21 protein-coding genes and 2 pseudogenes are annotated in these 21,863 nt (G+C 34.0%); 11 read left to right on the top strand and 12 right to left on the bottom strand.

Translation table 11 applies throughout. The annotated features are described in order from the left end of the window. Nucleotides 1-58 precede the first annotated feature (58 nt). Nucleotides 59-412, bottom strand: a pseudogene (locus tag AB1279_RS09780) (DDE-type integrase/transposase/recombinase); the annotation flags it as partial. An 84-nt stretch (nucleotides 413-496) separates the two neighbouring features. Between AB1279_RS09780 and AB1279_RS09775 the strand changes: the two are divergent. Then, nucleotides 497-1,686 (top strand): IS3 family transposase gene (locus AB1279_RS09775; protein WP_429758578.1). Its coding sequence is split into 2 segments (ribosomal slippage): nucleotides 497-797 and nucleotides 797-1,686, totalling 1,191 coding nucleotides; the frame shifts between segments, so codons are not numbered across the junction. 37 nt (nucleotides 1,687-1,723) lie between these two features. Here AB1279_RS09775 and AB1279_RS09770 read toward each other — a convergent pair. After that, a pseudogene (locus AB1279_RS09770) lies at nucleotides 1,724-2,080 on the bottom strand (IS6 family transposase); the annotation flags it as partial. A 641-nt stretch (nucleotides 2,081-2,721) separates the two neighbouring features. On the opposite strand from AB1279_RS09770, the gene fabZ reads away from it, so the two are divergent. Beyond that, complete coding sequence (gene fabZ / locus AB1279_RS09765; RefSeq protein ID WP_429758577.1) at nucleotides 2,722-3,159, top strand: 3-hydroxyacyl-ACP dehydratase FabZ; 438 nt, start codon at nucleotides 2,722-2,724, stop codon at nucleotides 3,157-3,159. A 251-nt stretch (nucleotides 3,160-3,410) separates the two neighbouring features. On the opposite strand, the gene AB1279_RS09760 is transcribed toward fabZ, so the two are convergent. Then, nucleotides 3,411-4,511 carry a hypothetical protein gene (locus AB1279_RS09760; protein ID WP_429758576.1) on the bottom strand — a complete coding sequence of 367 codons (1,101 nt, stop codon included), beginning with the start codon at nucleotides 4,509-4,511 and terminating at the stop codon, nucleotides 3,411-3,413. Between the two features lie 719 nt (nucleotides 4,512-5,230). On the opposite strand from AB1279_RS09760, the gene AB1279_RS09755 reads away from it, so the two are divergent. Both AB1279_RS09755 and AB1279_RS09750 read left to right on the top strand, forming a co-directional pair. Then, entirely contained in the window at nucleotides 5,231-5,566 is a 336-nt protein-coding gene (locus AB1279_RS09755) for a darcynin family protein (protein ID WP_429758575.1), read from the top strand. 454 nt (nucleotides 5,567-6,020) lie between these two features. Next, on the top strand, nucleotides 6,021-6,182 hold the full coding sequence (locus tag AB1279_RS09750) for a hypothetical protein (RefSeq protein WP_429758574.1): 162 nt from the start codon (nucleotides 6,021-6,023) through the stop codon (nucleotides 6,180-6,182). A 685-nt stretch (nucleotides 6,183-6,867) separates the two neighbouring features. On the opposite strand, the gene AB1279_RS09745 is transcribed toward AB1279_RS09750, so the two are convergent. Continuing rightward, nucleotides 6,868-7,488 carry a recombinase family protein gene (locus AB1279_RS09745; protein ID WP_429758572.1) on the bottom strand — a complete coding sequence of 207 codons (621 nt, stop codon included), beginning with the start codon at nucleotides 7,486-7,488 and terminating at the stop codon, nucleotides 6,868-6,870. A gap of 492 nt (nucleotides 7,489-7,980) precedes the next feature. Here AB1279_RS09745 and AB1279_RS09740 point away from each other — a divergent pair, with 492 nt between their 5' ends. Together AB1279_RS09740 and AB1279_RS09735 are read left to right on the top strand one after the other, a co-directional pair. Then, complete coding sequence (locus tag AB1279_RS09740) at nucleotides 7,981-8,583, top strand: DUF6241 domain-containing protein (RefSeq protein WP_429758571.1); 603 nt, start codon at nucleotides 7,981-7,983, stop codon at nucleotides 8,581-8,583. 196 nt (nucleotides 8,584-8,779) lie between these two features. After that, nucleotides 8,780-8,941 (top strand): DUF4240 domain-containing protein, encoded by a 162-nt coding sequence (locus AB1279_RS09735; RefSeq protein WP_429758570.1) that lies wholly within the window; start codon nucleotides 8,780-8,782, stop codon nucleotides 8,939-8,941. Nucleotides 8,942-9,262: 321 nt separating this feature from the next. On the opposite strand, the gene AB1279_RS09730 is transcribed toward AB1279_RS09735, so the two are convergent. Then, the gene (locus tag AB1279_RS09730) at nucleotides 9,263-9,598 is read right to left on the bottom strand and encodes a winged helix-turn-helix transcriptional regulator (protein WP_429758569.1); all 336 of its coding nucleotides are present in this window, start codon (nucleotides 9,596-9,598) and stop codon (nucleotides 9,263-9,265) included. Between the two features lie 112 nt (nucleotides 9,599-9,710). Here AB1279_RS09730 and AB1279_RS09725 point away from each other — a divergent pair, with 112 nt between their 5' ends. Beyond that, nucleotides 9,711-10,583: an epimerase gene (locus tag AB1279_RS09725; RefSeq protein WP_429758568.1), complete on the top strand. Its 873-nt coding sequence runs from the start codon at nucleotides 9,711-9,713 to the stop codon at nucleotides 10,581-10,583. An 856-nt stretch (nucleotides 10,584-11,439) separates the two neighbouring features. Here AB1279_RS09725 and AB1279_RS09720 read toward each other — a convergent pair. From AB1279_RS09720 to AB1279_RS09710, 3 genes are read right to left on the bottom strand one after another with little or no spacing between them, the layout of a single operon-like run. Further along, nucleotides 11,440-12,705, bottom strand: a complete 1,266-nt coding sequence (locus AB1279_RS09720; protein ID WP_429758567.1) for an FtsW/RodA/SpoVE family cell cycle protein — start codon at nucleotides 12,703-12,705, stop codon at nucleotides 11,440-11,442. 7 nt (nucleotides 12,706-12,712) lie between these two features. Further along, nucleotides 12,713-13,120, bottom strand: coding sequence for a PadR family transcriptional regulator (locus tag AB1279_RS09715; protein WP_429758566.1), 408 nt, complete (start codon nucleotides 13,118-13,120; stop codon nucleotides 12,713-12,715). 4 nt (nucleotides 13,121-13,124) lie between these two features. Continuing rightward, nucleotides 13,125-13,658 (bottom strand): sigma-70 family RNA polymerase sigma factor, encoded by a 534-nt coding sequence (locus tag AB1279_RS09710; protein ID WP_429758565.1) that lies wholly within the window; start codon nucleotides 13,656-13,658, stop codon nucleotides 13,125-13,127. A gap of 973 nt (nucleotides 13,659-14,631) precedes the next feature. On the opposite strand from AB1279_RS09710, the gene AB1279_RS09705 reads away from it, so the two are divergent. Next, nucleotides 14,632-16,446 carry a M3 family oligoendopeptidase gene (locus AB1279_RS09705; protein ID WP_429758564.1) on the top strand — a complete coding sequence of 605 codons (1,815 nt, stop codon included), beginning with the start codon at nucleotides 14,632-14,634 and terminating at the stop codon, nucleotides 16,444-16,446. Nucleotides 16,447-16,470: 24 nt separating this feature from the next. After that, nucleotides 16,471-16,929 carry an NUDIX hydrolase gene (locus AB1279_RS09700; protein ID WP_429761334.1) on the top strand — a complete coding sequence of 153 codons (459 nt, stop codon included), beginning with the start codon at nucleotides 16,471-16,473 and terminating at the stop codon, nucleotides 16,927-16,929. Between the two features lie 742 nt (nucleotides 16,930-17,671). On the opposite strand, the gene AB1279_RS09695 is transcribed toward AB1279_RS09700, so the two are convergent. The 3 genes from AB1279_RS09695 to AB1279_RS09685 all read right to left on the bottom strand — a co-directional run bounded on the left by AB1279_RS09695 (nucleotide 17,672) and on the right by AB1279_RS09685 (nucleotide 19,113). Next, nucleotides 17,672-18,118 (bottom strand): GNAT family N-acetyltransferase, encoded by a 447-nt coding sequence (locus AB1279_RS09695; RefSeq protein WP_429758563.1) that lies wholly within the window; start codon nucleotides 18,116-18,118, stop codon nucleotides 17,672-17,674. A gap of 93 nt (nucleotides 18,119-18,211) precedes the next feature. After that, complete coding sequence (locus tag AB1279_RS09690) at nucleotides 18,212-18,679, bottom strand: NUDIX hydrolase (RefSeq protein ID WP_429758562.1); 468 nt, start codon at nucleotides 18,677-18,679, stop codon at nucleotides 18,212-18,214. 134 nt (nucleotides 18,680-18,813) lie between these two features. After that, the gene (locus tag AB1279_RS09685; RefSeq protein WP_429758561.1) at nucleotides 18,814-19,113 is read right to left on the bottom strand and encodes a DUF3888 domain-containing protein; all 300 of its coding nucleotides are present in this window, start codon (nucleotides 19,111-19,113) and stop codon (nucleotides 18,814-18,816) included. A gap of 93 nt (nucleotides 19,114-19,206) precedes the next feature. Between AB1279_RS09685 and AB1279_RS09680 the strand changes: the two genes are divergently transcribed. Continuing rightward, entirely contained in the window at nucleotides 19,207-20,421 is a 1,215-nt protein-coding gene (locus tag AB1279_RS09680; RefSeq protein ID WP_429758560.1) for a translocation protein TolB, read from the top strand. A gap of 198 nt (nucleotides 20,422-20,619) precedes the next feature. Here AB1279_RS09680 and AB1279_RS09675 read toward each other — a convergent pair whose 3' ends face one another. Then, a complete protein-coding gene (locus AB1279_RS09675) occupies nucleotides 20,620-20,778 on the bottom strand; it encodes a hypothetical protein (protein ID WP_429758559.1) in 159 nt (52 codons plus the stop codon). Nucleotides 20,779-20,965: 187 nt separating this feature from the next. Between AB1279_RS09675 and AB1279_RS09670 the strand changes: the two genes are divergently transcribed. Continuing rightward, a complete protein-coding gene (locus AB1279_RS09670; protein WP_429758558.1) occupies nucleotides 20,966-21,598 on the top strand; it encodes a type 1 glutamine amidotransferase family protein in 633 nt (210 codons plus the stop codon). Nucleotides 21,599-21,863 lie beyond the last annotated feature (265 nt).

The raw sequence follows: 21,863 nt of genomic DNA, 5'->3' as shown, positions 1-21,863 counted from the left end.
CTGGTGCAAAGATAATTTATAAAAAACGTAGGATATGAATTTTCTGCTAACTTACGGATTATGATACGATACCGAACAGCTTATCAATGAATTCTTTTCGATTTTGAGCAGATTTCACCCCTTGATGAACCTGCTTCTTTTTAATCATATGCATCGCTTCTATGCCACTCAGTATGTAAGTGGCTGTACGAAATGATTTCAATCCTAACATAGAACGAACTCGCTTCTTTATAAAACGATGATCCTGTTCCACGATATTGTTTAAATATTTCTTTTGTCTGAGTTGCATGCCTGATGGCATGTTTTTTTCTTTCCTCAATTCTTCAACTGCTATAGGATAAGCCGGATTTTTATCTACTGTTATGACACGTGGCTTAGAAACATGAAAAGACCGCAAAGCTTTCTTGAAGAAGTGGTATTATCCCTTTTGAGTAGACAGTGTAAAAAGACTGTTTTTGATAAGTAAGTGTTACACTCTATTTGGAGGGGATTTTCTTTGGCTAAAAAAGGACAAACATTTCAACCGTATACAGAAGAATTCAAACGTAAGGCAGTCATGCTGTATGTAAATGGAGAAAAGAGTTATCAGATTCTGGCAAATGAACTAGGGCTTAGAAGTCCTACTCAATTGAAAGATTGGGTAAAGAAGCATAAGCAGGGTGAGCCTTTGGCTGATCAACGAGGGGGAGAATCAAGAGAACTCAATCCCTTTCATCGCTTATCTAAAACAACATTTAAAAGTATCGAGGAAGAAAGAGATTATTTAAAAGCGCAGGTTGAATACTTAAAAAAGCAGTATCCAAATCTACATGGGAAGGATGGGTTCCAAAAGTAAAACGTTTTGAGATCATTCACGAATTACACAAGAATTATCCTATTACCTGGCTCGTAACGATTGCGGGTGTTTCCCGATCTGGCTACTATAAATGGAGAGAAACGGAGAAAGTTCGAAAAAAAAGGTACCAATATGAACAACTCTTGAAGAAACATTTAATGGCTATCCATCATACACGTCCTTTTTATGGATGTCCCCGCTTGCAAATAGCACTGAAAAAAGAAGGGTTTCATGTGAATCATAAACGTGTGTATAGGTTAATGAAAGAGCTGAATATTCGGTCTGTAATTCGAAAGAAACGCCGTTTCTTTGGGCGGAAGGCCTCTATCATACAACCGAATCGACTCAATCGTGTATTTAAAACGAATAAACCAAACCGTCTTTATGTTACAGATATAACCTATCTAGATCTTGGAGATCGTTTCTATTACCTGTCTGCCATCCAAGATCTTTTTAATAATGAAATCGTCGCGTGGGAGCTATCCAAACGAAATGATTTGAAGCTGGTGAGTGATACTGTCAAAAAACTGGCTACAACAAGAGAAGTACAAGGAGCAATCCTTCATTCAGACCAGGGTTTCCAGTATACATCTAAAACATACAATGATCAAATTAAAACATTCGGGATAATAGGTAGTCATTCTCGCAAGGGAAACTGTCTAGATAATGCATGCATTGAATCCTTCTTTTCACATGTCAAAACAGAGAATATGTATTTTTCTGGATGTAAAACAGAAAACGATCTCTATCGAGCCATTGAGGATTATATTTGGTTCTATAATCATGAACGATTTCAGAAAAAACTGAATCAGTGTGCTCCAATCGAATATCGGAACACACTGATTGCATAGTCTTTTTTGAATCTGTCCACTTGACAGGGGTAAGACCAAAGCGCTTTGCAGCCTTATGATCTCTTGTTTTGCTTAGGTAAAAATCAATCGTACTTCCTTCGGAATCAACTGCGCGATATAAATACATCCATTGACCTTTTACCTTGATATACGTCTCATCTACTCGCCAAGAATCGTTTGTTTTCTTAAGGTGGCAGCGAACTCTCTTGTCTAGTTCAGGACCATATTGATGTACCCAACGCATGATGGTTGTGTGAGCGATGGATAAACCTCGTTCCTTCATCATTTCTACCAAATCACGAAAACTGAGGTTGTACCGTAGGTACCATCTTACAGTTAGCAAAAAAATGTCAGGCTGATAATGTTTCCATTTGAATAAATTTTGGTTTTCCATACTGATCATGCTCCTTTTTTAGAGTAGTAGTATCAGTATATCCAAGATTTAGAGATTAATTGCATTATCTTGAAGTTTTTGCACCAGAACCTACCATTATACCAGGTTCAATAAAATATCCCAATAGGGTTTACCCTATTGATACAAGAATTTTTACCTTAACGTTGTAAATCTGCAAAATCCTGATGCTACCCCATATAGTATTGTTTTTTCGGGGGATGGACAAAAACATCCAATTATCAATGTTAACGACATTTTGTTCGGGATAGTTGTAGCTTTGGAATAAAGTTTGATCAAAAACCTCTTACAAATCCACATTCTGTGTTACACAAAAAGACTCCATTTTGAAAAAAAGATTGATCAAAATAGAGTCTTTCTTTGTGACTGGATGTTCAATTTTTATAAAAAAGTTTGATCATTTTCTACCTGTGCTGCTATACAATCGCGCCCGTTTGTGGAATATGAGTTTTCACCAATGGCTGTAATTCTTACTTTTGACAGAATTTGTTTGTCCTCTTTACTATTTTAACACTTAGTTTTATAATTTAATACTAGGACCAGGTGCTAACTAGTGTAAATAATTTGAAACGAAAATAATGGTGATCAAATGCCAGATGTGAAAGTATAAAGGAGAGGGATTTATGTTCAATACTCAACAAATTAAAGAAATTATTCCACATCGTTACCCGTTTTTATTAGTTGATCGTATTCTTGAAGTAGAGGAAGGAAAACGCGCAGTCGGAATTAAAAATGTTACCGCTAATGAAGAGTTCTTTAATGGTCACTTTCCAGATTATCCAGTAATGCCGGGCGTTCTAATTGTAGAAGCGTTGGCACAAGTAAGTGCAGTTATTATGTTAATGAAAGATGAAAATCGAGGAAAGATTGGGTTGTTTGCTGGTATTGACCGTTGTCGGTTCAAGAAACAAGTCCACCCTGGCGATCAATTACGTTTAGAAGTAGAAATAACCAGAGTTCGTGGTTTAATTGCAAAAGCAAATGCTGTTGCTACAGTAGATGAAGAAGTCGCTTGTGAAGCAGAAGTTACATTCGCTCTTTACAACGATAAAAAAGCCTAAAGATTTATTATCATCTTCACCCTCTTTTCTATAGAATTTACTCTTAGACAAAAAATCACCTCTTAGGAGAACGATATCTCACGAGGTGATTTTTATCAAACTTATTTCTAAGTTATCGAACTTTATTACAAATTATGAATCTTTATTATAAAGTCACAATAATAAAGTTGTTTAATCTTCGGAGAACGAATTATGAATAATCGCCCCCCGTCAAGCATTTAATATAACATTTATTATAAAGTGGAACCCCTTTATAAAATCCTTATTTCCCTTTCTAGCATTTCTTCAATATTGTCTACATAATACGGTATCCTCACTAACCTAATACCATGTTCTAAACAATATTTATTCTTTATATGATCTCTACGTTGAATATTTTGAAATTCTTCTTCTCCACCCAAAAAATGATAAGGATTAAAGTGTTGTTCACCGTCATATTCAATCATTAGCTGCACCGATCCATCACTAGAAAATACCGCGAAATCAAATTTTAACACTCTTATATCTTTACAATCATCAAACCAAAATTGACTCTTAAATACTATATTTCGTTTCTCTAAATACTTCTGAATTCGCATTTCACCATGGCTTTGATTACAAAATGGACACCTTACTCCTTTTAAGAAATCCCCTGGTCTACTCATATATGTATTACTACATTTATTGTGCCTAAATTCAATTTTAGCATGAGCATTAACATATTCTTCTAGTACTGTATACTCCTCTTGAACAGCTTGATACACTTCCTTTAAAAATTGTTGATGTGACTTTTTAGGGGTACCATAACATTTAGGACACCGGTTCCCAAATAAAAAATCATTGGGCTTAACTTCATATTCATAATTACATATATTGTGTCTCATTAAACATTTTGTACTGGTATTAACATATTCCCCTAACACTGTATATTCCTCTTTTACAAGATCTCTAACTTCTTGTATAAATTGCTTAGTTGTTTTTTTATGATTCCCATAACACTTAGGGCACCTTACTCCTCTTAAAAAATGATTAGGTTTAACATGATACTCAAATCCACATGTATTATGTCTCATTTCAAGCTTTATCTTACTTGTAATATATTCCCCCAATACTAAATATTCGTCCTTTACTAAGCTATATACTTCTTCTTTAAACATAGCTGTAGTTTTTCTTAATCTACCAGCACATTTAGGACAACGTACCCCTCTAAGAAAATGTTTAGGTGTTACTGAATATTGATAGGAGCAAATATTATGTTGCATTAAAATTTTAGTATGATTATTAATATAAATTCCAAGTACACTATACTCATCCCCAACTTGTAAATACACTGCATTAATAAACTCTTCTTGCGTCCGTTTCCTAACTGTCATTAAGATTTACCCCTCTAAGGGGTCTAAGATCTTAAAGTATCACCAAAACGAAAAAATGAGCTTTTTTGTTACAAGTTAGTACAAAATTTCGTTCTTGGGGGTACTATAAAATTTTAGCTTGATGGGCATGCGGCTGTACCCCTAAAAGGAAAATCAGCAATTACTTGGGCAATTTTAGAGGATTGGGAAATGCCTATTTTCAATTAATGGGGCAATAACTCAATAATACAGCATAAAAGATTAATCTTTATTTAAAACCAATTTTACTTTAAATACATGTAAATGTAGATTTGAAATAAAGTTTAATGGTTTTGAAAAAAGACTAACTGTTTATAAAAAAGTCGTATCGTTTTGAAAAAAGTTTAACCGTTCATTAAAACGATGTGCCGAAATGATCTACATTTCGGCTTTTTTCATTGAACTATAGAAGCAGTTTAGTATAAAAAGAGTTAAGGGGATTTGAGGTATTAGTTTAAATAAAAAGATTGCTGATTTTATTATCTGCTGTTTATAGGCATTGGAAGTGTTGGAGCAACAGAAGATATTGTAAAAGAATAACTGGAATTAAAGAACAAAGTTGAATTTCCATATCTTTTTTTAGCTATATAAAACGGAGTAGTTCAACTTAAAAAATTTACAATATTATAAACATTCAAATTGTAATATATATTTTGCTATAATCTAAAAGTAAATAAAATTAGTTATCGAGGGGAATAAGTATGAATCATATCTTTATTGTTTTAGTGGAGTTTTATCCGTCTTGGCTTGCCATGACTCGTGAAGAGAGAGAGAAAAGGGCTAATGAACTTAAAGAAATTACTTTAAAATATCCCGAAGTACAGGTGCGTTTCTTTGATGCAGAAGCTTTACCTGGAAAAGATTATACAGATATTATCATTTGTGAAACTAATAACATTCAAAAGTATCATTATATGTGGGAAGAAATAAGAGATCACTCTGTATATACTGAGGGGCATATGAAGATTAAAAATGTTATAATGGGAATGGAAGAAGCTTATAAAAAGTTTGAAGAAGATTCTTTGAATAGCAATTAAAGAAATATAAAAAGAATAATGTAAAATAATCAATCTTTTTTATAAAAAATCAATTTAAATTTAAACTGTAGAATCCATTTTGATTAATCTTTTATCAAAATGGATTCCTTTTTTATGCTGTAAAATATGAGCTTGCTAAATATTTTTGATAAAACTTTATTTCAAAGCTACAACTGACGGCAAAACGCGGATTTTATAGGCATAAGGATATGCAGGATTTCATGCAAGCTACAAGAACGGTTTGAACTGCTAAATGCTGTTGTGACAGAAATGTATGAAATCCTGCATGCGTGGGAACGGAAATCTGGAAAAATCTTGGTATAAATAATTTTCTGGGATTTGGTTCCTGCTGATAATGATACGTTATGTTAACCGAACATGAATACCATATACTTCAAAAAATCTAAATAAATCGGTTCTTTCAAATGGTACAATGAGGAAAAGAGGTGAAGATATGGGACGTATTTTATTGGTTTTATCAACTGTTTTATCTTTCATAGTATCAATATTGAATTTTATAGACCAAAGGTATATAAACGGGATTTTTATGGCAGTTATTTTTGTTTCAGTCTTAATTGCTCTGATAACAGAACTTAGAAATAAAACCAAAGGATAAGATTAACGGTTCTGGTGCGAAAATAGCTTAATAGGAATATAGAACCTATTTGGCAATCCATCATACCCATAGGATTCCATATAATCATCAGTCATTTTGTTTAAATCAATAACTAGCTTGTTATCGATTATCTTCAACTCAAATTTTTCCATCCCTCATCCCTCCGCATAATATTTCACCATCTGCAAATACTACAAACAGGCTAGACCACAGCCTATTTTTTCCTTTGGGATGAGCAGTTAGCTTTTGCTGGCTGCTCTTTTACTTTCTTCATCCCTTACCATTCTTTTCAAGGAGATTGGTTCTGTTGCAAAATTTTCTACATGAAGCTACACTCTAGAAAACAGGATCTAGGAGAATCAGACATGAGATATTTTAAAGGACTTTATTGTAAATTAAGCAACTTTTTTGTCATTTAACATAATTCACATAACTTTCAAAATTACAATCTTTAAATGTTAATATTTGTTATATAATAAAGTTATTGAGGAATTGCCCCTAAAGTTAGTATGTCTAATGAAATTATTTGTTTTTCCCTAGTATGTACTTTAGCCCTAAAAAGAACTTGTAGTGATTTCTACAAGTTCTTTTGTATTTCCGGTTAAAAATGGATAAAATGGTATGCAATTCTGTGACGTGTTTGATAGGCATAAGAAAGCACCACATCCATTAAATTTTCGCCTCTCTAATTTTTGGTTCTTTCTTCATACTGTTTGGCAAGTTTATAAAATGAAGAACGTTTGATGCCATACTTTTTCATGGCTCCTACTGCTGTAATTAAACCAGATTTCCATTCCTTGTAAGCATCCGTAAAATCTTCTGTTATTTCAACAGGTGGACGCCCTAAACGTTTACCTTGTTTTCTGGCAAGAGCAATTCCTTCAGCTTGGCGTTGTTTAATATCAATGCGCTCTTTTTCTGCAAATGCTGATAATATTGTAAGGGTTGCTTTTTGAATTGCGCTCTGAATAACATCATTTGTACTTTCTCCAGTGTAATTGATGTTAATGTATGGTTCCTTTATAAATTGTAAATTTACTTTATGTTTTTCGTAATATCTAAATTCTTCTAATGTATCATTCATATTTCCTCCAAGTCTTGTCAACGAGTCAAACACAATCGTGTCTCCTGTACGAGCAAAACGTTTTAGCATTTGATAATTCTCTCTCTCCATATTTTTTCCAGATTCTTTATCAATGAAAATATCCCGATCCTCTATTCCTAAATCCTTCATATTCTGAATTTGTCGTTCTTCATTCTGATCTTTACTTGAAACTCGTACATATCCAAATTTTTTATGTTTCATATGCTACACCTCACTGTTAATTTTACCAAACATGTCCTTAAAGGTATATGAAAAATACGGATGTCTGTAAAGTGAGAAATAGACATTTATAGATGTGGTTTTTTATAGTATTCTATATATCTGTAAAGGTATACTTTTACAGATATATAAGTCTCAAGAAATATTTATACATAAAAAAGCATAACAGAACACTATTTGTTATAATTAGAATAATTGGAAATAAATAGTTACTGGGATATACGACAATTAAATAAGAGTTTAGAAATGAAAATAAAAAATGTATTGTGCTATTAGGTGAATAATATATATCTTTAAATTTCACTATATACTTTTATGAGACCCGAGAAAAACTTCAAAGAGAGCGTGATAATAAGCCTGATTTAAAGAGAGAGTATTATTGGCTTTCAGTTGAAAATTGATTATCGTTTAGCGGCCCTTCATCACATTAGATTAAGAAATCAGTTTTCAAAGATATTCGCAGGAGGATTTATTATGAAAAAGAAAATTACTTATAGTGTAATTGTTTTAGTTACTTTATCAGTAGGAACCTACATCACTCTAACATATAATGATAAAAAATTAGAAGAAAAAGTTCAGGAAAAACCTAAAGTTCAAACCATTCAAAAGCAACAAAAAGATAGTTATATAGTTAGCAATGATGATTTATCTAAAGCAGCTCAGTCTATTGGAGAAATCCAAAACGAGCAAACTATAAATGACATGATGATACATATGTCTTTCCAAAAACTCACATTCAATGGGAATAATCTTCATGTTCCTGGTACCCGTGATGTAGGTCGATTTCAAATGACCAAAGAAAACATTCAATACTTAAGAAACAACTTAAATGTTATCAATAATGATGAAAGACCAAAATATGAATCTATTCTGAACAAATGGTACGATGGAAATTTCGAATCTGCAGTTGAAGACTATAGAGAAATTCTTTATTTACGTTTTGGAAAAAAGCAAAGTGTGGAGGGATCTAACCTAGCCAAAAAAACTGATAGAGATGAAAAAGAGTTTATTCTCCATTTCTTTGATCAAGAAGGATTAGATATTCATAATAAAGAGTGGAAACAGGGAAAGTTGTAGAAATAAAACCAAATTTCACTCCACTAGGAAGTAAAATGTTTTAACTCCGTATTACGGTATTTCCTTTTGAGGTAGCACCACATCGCTATCAAGCTAAGAAAATACACCTCCCCCAGAACGAGATTTTTTCCTAACTTGTAATAAAAAAGCTCATTTTTTAGTTTTGGGGTGGATTTGTTTTCTTAAGTTGATGGGCATGTTGATTGGACAGGGAGAAGAAATATATAACAAGGTAATAAAAGACCCTGAATTTTTAGCAGAATACATACATGAAGATAACCTTGATGATGAAGGCTTCCCTCAAAATGAAGAATTGCTTTCGGTTGGGTTAGATGCCTATGCTTTTGGGATAGTGTAAAGTCAATTCGCAACTTTTAACTATTTATCAGAGGACTCTTACGATGTAGTATTTTAATATAGACCTGTTCTATAGATAACCAACTGTAAAAGTGATTTTGCCCAACTGGAAATCACTCAATTTACAGGTGGCTATCCATAATAAGGTTTCCTCTTTTACAGGGAGACGCTGTGCCAGCACCAAAATAACCTAGAACAATTGGTCACTGAACGGACAGAGGATATAAAGCGTAGTGAACGTTAATACCGGACGCTGGTTGAGAATCTGCCGGTAGTGATCTCGCGAAGTGAAGACAATATATTTTAAGCTCAGACTTCTTTTCTATTTCGAGCTTAAATGCTCCTTACCCCAGCTAAACAGAGCAACAATTATGTCCTTCAAACTCTCCCCGCTGGGAGTCAGTGAATACTCTACCCGTGGTGGTACCTCGGCATAGATTTTTTTGGCTACTATCCCCTGATACTCCAACTCCTGCAGCCGAGCCGAAAGTGTTTTCGGACTTATGCCCGCCACTGACCTCTTCAGCTCCCCAAACCTCCTGGTGCCGTTACAAAGTTCTCGTAAGATATGCAGGGTCCATTTAGAACTGATTAGCGCAAGGGTTTCTTTGATTAGGCAACTGGAATTATTTTCACAGCATTCTTCAATGTTTATCATATTAGTTACCTCCTGGAAATCAAATAACAAATATGTAACTACTTTACAATTTGAACTATTAGAAATATATTAGCATTGAAAAAAGAAAACATCAATAAAGGAGTGGATTAAAGTGCGTATACTAATAGCAGGAGCAAGTGGATTCGTGGGCTCAGCAGTAATGGGTTATTTGGCGAGCCAAGGGCACGATATCGTCCGACTGGTACGACATGATGCGAAAGCAGGTGAGATCCAATGGGATCCTGATGCTGAATCCATTGATGAGGATGGTCTCGAAGGTTTCGATAGTGTGGTTCACGTCGCAGCCCTTCCCAGTGAAACATGGACACCCGCTTTCAAAAAAAAGTGGTATTCCAATCGCGTTGGAACAAGCCGTCTTTTAGCTTCAAGCCTAGCAAAAAGAAAGCATAAGCCGAAAGTATTGATTTGCGCATCCGGAGAAACAATCTATTCACCATCAAATGACCAGCTCATAGACGAAGATTCACAACTTGCAAAAAATTTTGTGGGACGTCTTCACTTCGATGGCGAAGCAGCATGCACACCGGCTCTCGATGCTGGCATTCGCGTGGTTCATCTCAGATTTCCCACCATACTGGGTGGCTCAACTCTGAAAACCGCCATTCAAATCAATAGAGCTTTTGAAAGTGGCGAGCAATGGATGAGTTGGGTAAGTCGCGAAGATGTTCCAAGAATTGTGGATTTTTGCATTTCAACAGAGAGCTTGGCTGGACCGGTGAATGCAGCGAGTCCAAATGCGGTGAAAAACCGCGACTTTGTGAAAATACTCTCCAACGTAATTAATAAAGAATCTGGAAAACCAATCAGTGCATCTGAGCTCAGACAATTCCTGGGCGAAGCGGCCGATGATGTTTATTTGGTCAGCCGACGGCTTACACCTCGTAAGCTTATTGACGCTGGATACCACTACTGTTTTCCTGAACTTGAAGCAGCTTTGCGACATGAGGTCGGCTTGCTCGTGTAATGGGATCAGCTATATTCATGTGAAAATATCTTCCGAAATCGAAAAAGGTCTGGAAACTTCAGGAAATATAAATATCGGGTTGCAGATCCCGAATTTCGATAAAATAACCATTCTCTATTACGTTTTTACACGTATCTCGGTTGTACCCCTATACGGGGTACAACCAGCATTTTGGAAACTTCCCCACGATAAGCAAAAGAAATACAATAAGCCGCCCATATGGACAGCTCATTTACATAATTTTTGTTATTGGAAGTAGAATGATTTTAATTATTCCACTCGCTTCTTAGTAGGGGTATCGCCACATGCCCATCAACCTAACAGAACAGGTTGCCCCAAAACGAAAAAATGAGCTTAATTCTCAAATATAACTGTCGAGAGATAAAATTTTTGTTTTGGTGGTGCTTCAAAATATTAGCTTGATGGCGATGTGGTGCTACCCCATGCCTATCAACCTCACAAAATAGCTTGCCCCCAAAACGATAAAAATGAACTTCAGTGCTATAAAAAACACAAAATTTCCGTTTAGGGGGTACGATAAAATCTTAGCTTGATGGGTATGGGGTGGGACCCCCTTAGATAGTAACAATGTAATCTGTTGTAGCTTTGAAATAAAGTTTGATTAAAAACACCTCACAACCCCATATTTTACGATAAAGAAAAAGAATCCATTTTGAAAAAAGATTGATCAAAATGGATTCCACTTTTGAGATTGACTATTTATCTTTCATAAAAAAGTTTGATCATTTTTGTGATCTTTCCTCCATTAAAGCGCCCTATTCTGGAATAAGTTAAATACCCATGTCAGTGTAAAGTTTCTTTGTTAAATTAATTTAAAGAAATTTTAGATTCAATTCTAAATGAAACTACTTGATATCAAATTTTTACGTCGATACACACTTAACACGATACCCATTAAAAACGCATTAAACAGAGTTGGCATCAATCCATAGCTAATAAAAGGCAAGGATATAGAAGTGATCGGTAATAAGCCTAGGATCATTCCAACGTTATAAATGAACTGGACTACAAAAAGAGTCATTCCGCCAACAAGAAGCAATTTACCGTAACGATCATTTATTTTATAAGATATGACCATTATTCTTGCTACAAAAAGAGAAAGAATTAAGACAAGGATCAACGCAAGCAAGTACCCATAATAGTAAGTCAAACTTGCAAACACAAAATCAGTATATGCAGCAGGGATAGACTTTACATTTCCAGATGTACCAAACCAACCTGCTGACGACATTACCTCTTTTAAACGTATATACATAAACCCTGCGCCACCCGCATCTTGTTCCGGATTTAAATACCCTAAAAATCTATCCAAGTGGGGTCCTTTTAATGGGGACAAGAAAAATAAACCACTCATAATAAATAAACAAATTGGTACAACTGTAATGATCAATGTCTTTTTCTTACCTAGATTACTCCACCAAAGCATAACGAATACCATCATGGTATAGATAAAAATTGTTGAAAGAGTTGATACAATTAAAAATAAATACAAAGAAAATAAATACAAAATCACAAGATGCATAACCTTTAACCTACTGTTATTGAAAAAAGAAGCCCAAGCTAGAAGAAAAAACGGCACTGCCATTAAATATCCAATTGTGATGGGACCAGCTTTTATTAACGGTTCTCCAATCATTGAAGCGCCTGGAAAACAGTATAGCATCAAAAGGATAAGTACTCCAATTGTGTAAAACAGCCATCCCAGTCTCTCTAATTTCCGATAATCAATTAGCATCATCCCAAAAGCTGTTAGAACACCAAAAATAACAAATATCACCTTATTCATTAGTAAATCATTCGTATGTCCAAAAGCTACAATTGGCAAAAAACCTAGCCCCATAGCAGTCACTAATAAAATAATAATGAACCAATCAACCTTTGGCTTATGAAGTTTGTTAAGTTCTTGACCAAGCTTGATTGGACTTCCCATTTGTTCAACAGCCTTGTCTTCAGCAACTTCTTCACTTAACCCTTTCTCTATCCACATATTCTTCGTCTGTTTCAAGTGAAAATCCAGTTCAGTTGAAACAAGGTTCTTTGCTTCTTTTGATTTAATATGATTGGTAACTTCTTTTAAAAAACGCTCCCCTTTTTTATTCAAATTTGTCTCACTCCTGTACTAATCCTTTTAATATAAATCGTGCCTTTGTAGAATTTTTTTCTGCCTTTCGTAGCACCTTTCTTCCCTTATCATTTAATTGATAATATTTGGCTCCTGAATGATCCCAACTTGATTGGATAAAACGATTCTGTTCCAGACGATGTAATAAGGTGTATAAAAAACCTTCATTTCCTTCGAATTTTTGAACCCCTCTCCCACGCAATAGCTGTGCCAATTCGTACCCTGTTTTTTCATTCATGAGAAGTTGCAAAACTGCTAAAAGGATATCTTCTTCATTTTTGTATGATTGATTAATTTTTTCGTGTACCTGCTTTCGATGCTGATCAGAAAAACTCAGATGTTTAAAAGTTGTATTCTCCATTGATTTTCGTAGGCTTTTTAATCCATCTTCCATTTGATTATTCCTCCAATCCTTTCTTCAATAGTTCCTTAGCTCTTTTCAGTCTTGTTTTTATCGTATTTTCCTTCACTTCTATTACCATAGCAATATCTTTAATTGGCAACTCTTCATAATAAAAGAGATAAATCACTTCTCGATATTTTATCGGTAAATTCATTACTGCAGAAGCCAGCCTACGTTCCTCTGCATTTTGAATAACAATCTGTTCAACACTTTCTTTTTGAATCCCAATATACGTAGATTCATCCTCTGTAACAATTACCTTTTTGTTATACCAACTTTTTATATAGTCCTTACAATGATTAATGGCAATTCTCCATAACCATGTTTTTACATTTGATTTCCCTTTGTATGTATGAAGAGATTTATAACATTTAACAAATATATCTTGCGTTAAGTCCTCAGCGACCTCTTTATTATTCACATATGAATAAACAAGCTGTAAGATTTCCTGTCCATACTTGTTCATTATCTCATCTATAAGGTCCTCCTTATCTTCCATTTCAAACGCCTCTGCTGTTAATTCATCCACATCAGCTCCTCCTTCCCATTTATTAGACGACGCACTCCATTGAAAAGTTTTATAAATCCCTAAAAAAAAACGGTTGGCAATGTCCATACCGTTTTTTCAAACCTTTATTTCAAGCTTAATTTTTCTTTACTAAAAATAAATCTTTTATTTTAACAAAGGCATATCCCTTTTTGTTTTCTAAATAATTCTCTACTCTAATTTCTTATTTTACTCCATGAAATTCATTATCCTGCCACCGTTCGTTTAATAAGACTTACTCAATTAAATGGCCCGATTGCTGAATAAGAAAAAATCCTGCACATCAACACAGGATTTTGATCAAACTTTTTTACATATTATCAATCTTTATTTTAAACGATCAGACTTTTTTATAAATTATCAAACTTTGTTTTAAAGCCACATCTGTCTGTTATGAATCTCAAACGCATAATCTACAAGGTCCTAGCTCAGATGAAAAAGATGCAAAACTAGCAAAGCAAACTTTTTATTTTCCTTAAACCTCCGGAAGGAACGCGATTTGTATTTGGAACCTAAGCGGGACAACTGCAATAGTCGATTTGGATGAATTTTTTTTACATCTACCCGTAGCTTTAAATTTCTAATAACCTGTAAACGCTGTATGACTTTGAGAAAGGCTTCCGGAGAAGATTGGCCAGGGACCTCTCGAAGCCAAGCCAGTGTCGTTTTATTGTATACAGGACTTACTTTAAGTAGTGCATCCAGCTGTTGCTTTTGCGTATCACTTAGGGGTGATACTTTTCTCTTTTAACCAAAAACGGTCGTTTTTGGAACTATTAATAGTGTTTAATACATAATAAATATGGATATTTATGGTACAGTGATAGGGAGAGTGAATAGAAATGTACTTAAACCATTTGAGTAAAATAATGTAATAACACTCTAGGATATGATAAAATCAAGAATATACGTTCGGTCATTGTAGGGTTATTATAATTTAAGGGGGGAGAAATAATTGGAAGAAACAAAATATTTACAAGTTTGGAACTTAGATAATCTATTCCCAGGTGGAAGTGAATCATCTCAATTAAGTGAACATATAAAAGATTTAGATGTTCAGGTGAATAAATTTGAAGACAAACTAAATTTTTTTAATACCCCGCGAAACATAAATGAATCAGAAAAAGTTGCAGATTTACTTGATTACATAGGAGACATTCAAATTTATATATCACAAGCTAATTCTTTTATAACCTGTCTTCTTGCTCAAAATCCTAAGGATCAACATGCTATAACATTACAAGGAAAAATAACAGCAATATATACTCGTTTTGAATCTGCATTGAAAAAAGTGAAAAATACTTTAATAAAAACAAATCAATATTTGTGGGCGGACTTACTTAATACTGATGTTTTAGCAAATTACAAGTTCATACTAAATGAATGGCGTAAAGATACTAAAATGAAACTTTCAGATGAAGAACAAGATTTAGTGTCAGACCTTATGGTAGATGGGTATCATGCTTGGGGGCAATTTTATAATTCGTTTATAAGCAATATTAGAATTAAAGTTCAAATAAATGGTCAACAAAACGAATTATCAGTGGGGCAAGCTATAAATTTACGTTCACACCCTAGCGAAGAAGTTCGTAAAGAATCTCATACCGCTTTAGAAAATAAGTGGAGAGAAAATGAAGAATTATTTGCGAAAATATTAAATCATATTGCAGGATTTCGATTACAAGTTTACAAAAATTGTGGCTTAGATAATATAATAGAAGAACCCTTAATGAAAAATCGTATAAAAAAAGAAACGCTAAATGCAATGTGGTCTGCGGTTAATAAATTCAAACCCCCCTTCACTAACTACTTAAATCAAAAAGCAAAAATGAATGGTCATGAAAAAATGAAATCATTTAACTTTTGGGCACCTGTTACAAAGAGTGATCAAAAAATAAAATACGAAGATGCTGTTGATTTCATATTGGAGCATTTTAGTCAGTTTGGAACAGAACTAGAGCAATTTGCTAAACAGGCTTTCAATAAAGGTTGGATAGAATCAGAAAATCGCTCTAATAAGTCAGCTGTTGCTTTTTGTGCTGGGTTTCCACTTTCGAAGGAATCAAGAGTTTTTATGACATATGACGGTACGTTTACAAATCTATTAACATTAGTTCATGAGTTAGGTCATGCCTTTCATAACCATGCAATGAAACCTATTAATGGAATAAATAAACAGTATCCAATGAGTATTGCCGAAACTGCTTCAACATTTTCTGAGATGATTATTTTAGATGCTGCAATGAAAAAAGCGGGATCTACTAATGAAAAATTGTTTTTACTTGATGAGAAATTAAAGCGTAGTGTCATGAATTTTATGAATATTCATTCTATATTTTTGTTTGAAAAGAAATTTTACGAGGAACGTAAAAAGGGAATTGTTTCATCATCACGCTTAAATGAAATAATGCAAGAAGCAATAGATATAGGGTATGCTGGTTCCCTTGATAATGCTTCACTCCATTCATGGATATGGACACCACATTATTATATTACACAATCTCCTTTTTACAATTTCCCATATACATTTGGATATTTATTTGCATTAAGTATGTTTGCAAACGCAAAAGAAAAAGGGAAAGAATTTGAAAAAGACTATTTAAAATTGCTTCGTGATTCAGGAAGTATGTCAGCAGAAGATTTAGTAATGAAACACTTAGGAGAAGATATCACATTAGAAACTTTTTGGGAAAAAGGGATAAAATTATGTGTTAAAGATGTTAATGAGTTCATAAAATTAACTTCTTCACAAAATAAAGTGTTTCAATAAGTATAAAATACTGGAGGAAATAAAATCACTCAAAATGGGATTGTTTTAGTAGTTAGTATATCAGTATTTAAAGATGATAAAGTCTTAATAATAAAAGAAAATAAACCAACTGCCATTGAGAAGTGGAACTTTCCAAGTGGACGTATTGAATATGGTGAAGACATTTTCCATTCAGCTTGCAGGGAAGTAAAAGAGGAAACAGGCTTTGATGTAAAACTTAATAGCACAACTGGTGTATATAATTTTATCAGCAGTACAAACACTCAAGTTGTCCTATTTCATTTTAATGCCGAGGTTACTGGTGGTTTATTGTACCTTGAAGAAGAAGAGATCTTAGATAGTAAGTGGATTAATATAAATGAGCTAGTGAAATTTGATAATAAAGAACTACGCGAGCCAAGGGTATTAAAGCAAATAATAGATAATTTATTAGCAGAAAAGGTACATTCAATTAATATTTATAATAAACAATTGGGTAAATAATGATTATTTTGCTAATTGTAGAATTCTAATTTAATAGAAATCCCAAAAGTCAATTTCTTAACGTATAGGGGGTACCGCCCATGCTCATCAACCTAGGATTTTGAGACAGCCTCTTAACGAAAATTTTATCTTTTTACAGTTATTTATGAGAATTCGGCTCATTTTTCTCCTTTTGGGGAACAATCAATTTCTTAAGTTGATGGCGATGACCTTTCCAACTAGTTATGTCGCCACACTTTTAAATCGGTCAATCCAATGACTTAAATGAGCGCGATAACCGTTCACAAATATTCAGAGGTTTTAGTAACAGTTCTTTTTGTAAAGTAACACTTATTTTTGTCATTTCATTTTTTATAGGAAATTAAAAAAACTTGGCTGAATAAATCCAGCCAAGTTTTTTGTCCTTTACATTCCAATTTAATGAAAATGCAAAGCTTGAGTTACCTATTCACAATCACTGAGATTCATTTGTTATCGAATGAATAATTGTATAGATACACTAATAATTGTCGCTTTTCAACTAGTGTCGAGTGACAATTATTAAGTATACTCGCAATGCATGCAAAGTGCATAAATCTGTTTTGGATTTTATGTACAGTAACAATAATTAAGTATACTAATTCCACTTCAAAAAATAAGTATGTATATTTATTGTATAATAAAACACATCTGGTACGAGGGTAGTAAAATTATTTATGTATTTTATAGTCTCCAGAATATAGTAACAATTTTGCTCCAATTGTTAAATAATATTCACTTTTCGCAAACGCTTTACAAACCTATAACCAGTTACTTCGTAACCAAGAAATTTATATAGTTCGTGTGCTTTTACCCTTCTTTCACTTTTTCCACTTAGAAAATAAATAAAATCAGATCCTCTTTTCAAAGACCATTCTTCTACATATTTCATTAACGCTTTCGCAATACCTTGACCGCGATATTCTTTCTTTGTAACTAGCGATGTTATTTGAATCTTTTCATCGTTGTTTGTGTACGTTGTATGAATTGTTATTCCTATCATCCCTACTAAGTTATTATTATTTATTGCAACAAAAGTGTAATAATTTGGATTGGATTCGATACGTTCCATTCTTACTTTCATTTCATCTAATGAACTAGGATAACCTAAATCTGGCATTAAATCTGTAAATTGTTTGATGTCATCAGAATTATATTTTCTTATCTCCACTAAGGACCCCTCCACATTTTTTGTTGGTGCTGCTCTATTACTTCATCCCACTGATGTTAGCCATCTTGCCCTTTTAATTGAAGAAAAGAATTATTAACCAAGAATCGGCAGTTGTTTTTTCGATAATAAATCATTGACAAACATTTTATGTTCACTAAATATATTTTCTGGGAGCTCTTCAATTGGAAAAAATGTATTCTGTATGGACTCCTCGTTGCTTTCTACTAATTCTCCACTGTACCGTTTACAAATAAATGAGATTTGAACCAATGATACTTGATCTCCATTAGAAAATGTTTTGTCATATTGAGGACCAGAATAAAGCCCAAATAACTCAAGTTCGTTTAATAAAAGTCCTGTCTCTTCATAAACTTCTCTCCTGGCCGTATCCTGAACGCTTTCACCCAATTCCATAAACCCACCTGGAAATCCCCATTGACCATTATCAGAGCGTTTTTGCATTAGCACTCGATTTTCTTTATCAAAAATAATGGCACCCGCAACAACCATAATTACTTTTTCGTTACCAACCATCGACCTCAAATGTTGTATGTAATCCATTGAAACCATCCTCTCCGTCTTAACCCTAAATAAATTAGGATAAAACCTTCTTCAACAATCCTATGCTTTAGTTTTAGTATATTTATTCACAATTTTCATTTAATTTTAACATAAATCCTGATCCTTCGTATAAGTTAATATGGCTTTAAAGTAAGGATTGTTTGTTTTGTTTCCATCTGTACCACAAGCGGTAACTGACGCAATGTCCAAAGATGTCCCCGATCCCGAATCGATGCTTCCGATAGCTTGATCCCTTTCCCCCGTAATTCCTGTGCCACAATGCGCACTTTTCGTATCCCTGTATGGGTTCCATAATAAGGATGAACTCTAACTGTTACTTCATAAGCACCACCAACACCATTCAATTGTTTTACATTTATAAGCTCAGTCTCCCATCCCGCCCATTGAGGAACTCCCTTTGAAGCATCCTTCATAATTTATTTGTCCTTATGTACCTAGCGTTGTTGTATTTAGAGGCTGAATCTTAACCCTTAATCAGGACATCCTATGACAAGGAGGGATAATCAATGGTAATGAGGGTTTTATTAATAATATTAATCTTTTTTTGTTTTTCAACAATAGCTTCTGCTGAAGCACCACTTAGAGCTGCTTTTATCCGAGACCATCAGCTATGGATAAAAGAGGGAGATAAAGAAACACAACTCACAAAGGATCGGCATGTTTACTCTCCCCAATGGTCAAACGACGGTCGGTTTATTGCCTATTTGGATGGTGATGAACATGCTACAAAAACATATTTGTTTATTTATGATTCAAAGCAAAAAGAAAGCTACCAACCATATGAAACAATTGAAACAAGAAATTTTCAATGGTCACCGACTTCAAATCAACTAGCCTACAATGCGGGTGGTGTACTAAACATTACAAAAACAAAGAATGGACGACCAAAAGGTTTTGAGAATGTTTCTTTAGGTGTTAGCGACTTTGCATGGTTTCCAAACGGAAAAGAGTTCGTAGCTTCGTCACAATCCAATTTACTCCCTACTGGATGGGAACCAGTTCATCTTTTTAAAATTCCAGTAGACGCTAATCTCGATTCGAATAAAATAAAGCCTTTTTACACCATTCAAACAAATACAACTGACTTATTTGCGATTAATGCCGAATATTTCAAATGGAGTTCTGATGGTAAATGGGTTAGCTTTCTAGCTACACCCACAGCTTCTTGGTCCAATGATAGCAATACACTGTGTGTACTATCATCAACAGGAGACCACTTTCAAGTTGTAGGAAAAATGCTCTGGTATGAAGACTGGATAAAATGGGCTCCGACAAAAAATCAACTAGCCTACATATCTGGTGAAGGTAGATTTTTCGTTGAAAACAAAAAAACAACCGTTTCCGACATTCCAATCTTGAACCAACAAAAGGAATATACACCAAAAGGGTATGTTGATCTTGATTTAGATTGGTTCTCCCCAGACGTGGTGATCATTGCTCGTGCAAAAGAAAACAAGGAATGGAAAGAAGGGCCTGTTCCAACAATGTTTACAACTCTATATGCAATTAATATAAAATCAGCAGAACAAAAGCAGATTTCCTTCCCAAAGGAAAATGAACTAGACCGTAAGCCTCAAGTTGTTGGACCATATATTACTTGGTATCGAAAGACTCAGAAGGAAAATCAAGGAGATGTATGGATTAAAAATGGAATAAATGGGCCTGAACATCGCTGGTTAAAAAATGTAGACTCTGCTCCAATTTTTTTCACTACAAAGTAACAGAATCATCCACCGCTTCCACATTTACGTTTTTTACATACACATTTATTGTAAAAGAATGAGTTCGTTGAATTACCATAAGGTTACTTAAAAATGAGATACAATCAGCTGCGCTTTTTGTACATTCAAAACCTATCGTACACGATTTTGTCTATATAATTAACTACAGCAATTTAAATTCTTCGCAAAAACAAATTTTCATTGATACATTTGCTTCCCAATCTCCTCCCGTACCGCAAGTGGTAATTCACGGGGTATCCAAAGATGCCCTCGATCGCGAATTGATGTTTCCGAGAGCTTGATCCCTTTCTCACGTAATTCCTCTGCTCCAAAGCGCACTTTTCGTATCTGAAACATCTCCGTCGTTTCTACAGACTGTTCCAGATACGCTTTTTCACTAACATAACACCATTTTTAACGATGATAAGTTTAAAGTCAGTTGAATAATTATCTTGTCTAATTGGTTAATTTTGGTGTAAAATCGCAAGAGAACATAAGTTCTTATTATAATAGGCTATATCAATTGTGATTGGGGTGTTATAGGATGCAAACAAAAAAAGTTTATCTTTATTTATTTAATACAATGTCAGACTGGGAATATGGATATTTAATTGCTGAACTAAACTCAGGGAGATATTTCAAAAAAGATTTAGCGCCTTTAAAAGTAGTTACAGTAGGAGCTAATAAAGAAATGATTACTACGATAGGAGGACTTAGCATAAAACCAGATATCTCCCTTGATGAGTGTACTCTCGAGAGTAAAGACCTTTTAATTTTATCTGGAGGGAATACTTGGGGAGAGGATATTCATCAACCTATCTTAAAAAAAGTTGGCGAAGCTTTAAATATTGGCACTATTGTTGCTGCAATTTGTGGCGCAACTGAGGGACTGGCAAATATGGGATATCTAGATTCTAGAAAGCATACAAGCAATGACTTAAATTATCTAAAAACGGTCTGTCCTAATTATAAAGGAGAAAAATTTTATGAGATGGAACCTGCAGTATCTGGTGAGAATTTAGTTACTGCATCAGGAGTAGCTCCTCTGGAATTTGCGATGGAAGTATTAAAACAATTAGATGTATTTGCACCAGATACATTACATGCATGGTATAACCTAAATAAGACTCATCAACCTGAATACTTCTTCCAGTTAATGAATTCAATAAATAAATAAAGCAACAATTTATGCGAAAAGAGCCTAAATGAAAGAGAGATTAAATGAACCCCCGTAGTGTTCATTTAATCTCTCTTTCAGAATACTTTTTATATCAACTTTTTCTTTAAGAAATTCATAAACACGGTTTGTTTTCCAACCTCTTGGGCGACTTCTCCCTCCTGACGATGGCACGTTACCTACTTACCTACTTCTAGCCAAGGTTTATATTCTTCCTTATATCCCTGGCCTCGTCCTTCTTTTAAATAACAGTTGATTCTAACTT

It is taken from the genome of Bacillus sp. S14(2024) (assembly GCF_050473785.1).
GTDB lineage: Bacteria > Bacillota > Bacilli > Bacillales > Bacillaceae_G > Bacillus_A > Bacillus_A yunxiaonensis.
Note: the sequence above shows the minus strand (reverse complement) of the source record. Positions and strands in the feature narration are given on the sequence as shown.

Bases quoted from the DNA above. Each gene is read 5' to 3' on its own strand.
- AB1279_RS09750 (WP_429758574.1), top strand. From the start codon at position 6,021: ATGGGACGTATTTTATTGGTTTTATCAACTGTTTTATCTTTCATAGTA.
- AB1279_RS09680 (WP_429758560.1), top strand. From the start codon at position 19,207: ATGGTAATGAGGGTTTTATTAATAATATTAATCTTTTTTTGTTTTTCA.
- AB1279_RS09760 (WP_429758576.1), bottom strand. From the start codon at position 4,511: ATGACAGTTAGGAAACGGACGCAAGAAGAGTTTATTAATGCAGTGTAT.
- AB1279_RS09670 (WP_429758558.1), top strand. From the start codon at position 20,966: ATGCAAACAAAAAAAGTTTATCTTTATTTATTTAATACAATGTCAGAC.
- AB1279_RS09730 (WP_429758569.1), bottom strand. From the start codon at position 9,598: ATGATAAACATTGAAGAATGCTGTGAAAATAATTCCAGTTGCCTAATC.
- AB1279_RS09755 (WP_429758575.1), top strand. From the start codon at position 5,231: ATGAATCATATCTTTATTGTTTTAGTGGAGTTTTATCCGTCTTGGCTT.
- fabZ (WP_429758577.1), top strand. From the start codon at position 2,722: ATGTTCAATACTCAACAAATTAAAGAAATTATTCCACATCGTTACCCG.
- AB1279_RS09690 (WP_429758562.1), bottom strand. From the start codon at position 18,679: ATGGATTACATACAACATTTGAGGTCGATGGTTGGTAACGAAAAAGTA.
- AB1279_RS09675 (WP_429758559.1), bottom strand. From the start codon at position 20,778: ATGTTTCAGATACGAAAAGTGCGCTTTGGAGCAGAGGAATTACGTGAG.
- AB1279_RS09715 (WP_429758566.1), bottom strand. From the start codon at position 13,120: ATGGAAGATGGATTAAAAAGCCTACGAAAATCAATGGAGAATACAACT.
- AB1279_RS09735 (WP_429758570.1), top strand. From the start codon at position 8,780: ATGTTGATTGGACAGGGAGAAGAAATATATAACAAGGTAATAAAAGAC.
- AB1279_RS09740 (WP_429758571.1), top strand. From the start codon at position 7,981: ATGAAAAAGAAAATTACTTATAGTGTAATTGTTTTAGTTACTTTATCA.
- AB1279_RS09685 (WP_429758561.1), bottom strand. From the start codon at position 19,113: ATGAAGGATGCTTCAAAGGGAGTTCCTCAATGGGCGGGATGGGAGACT.
- AB1279_RS09745 (WP_429758572.1), bottom strand. From the start codon at position 7,488: ATGAAACATAAAAAATTTGGATATGTACGAGTTTCAAGTAAAGATCAG.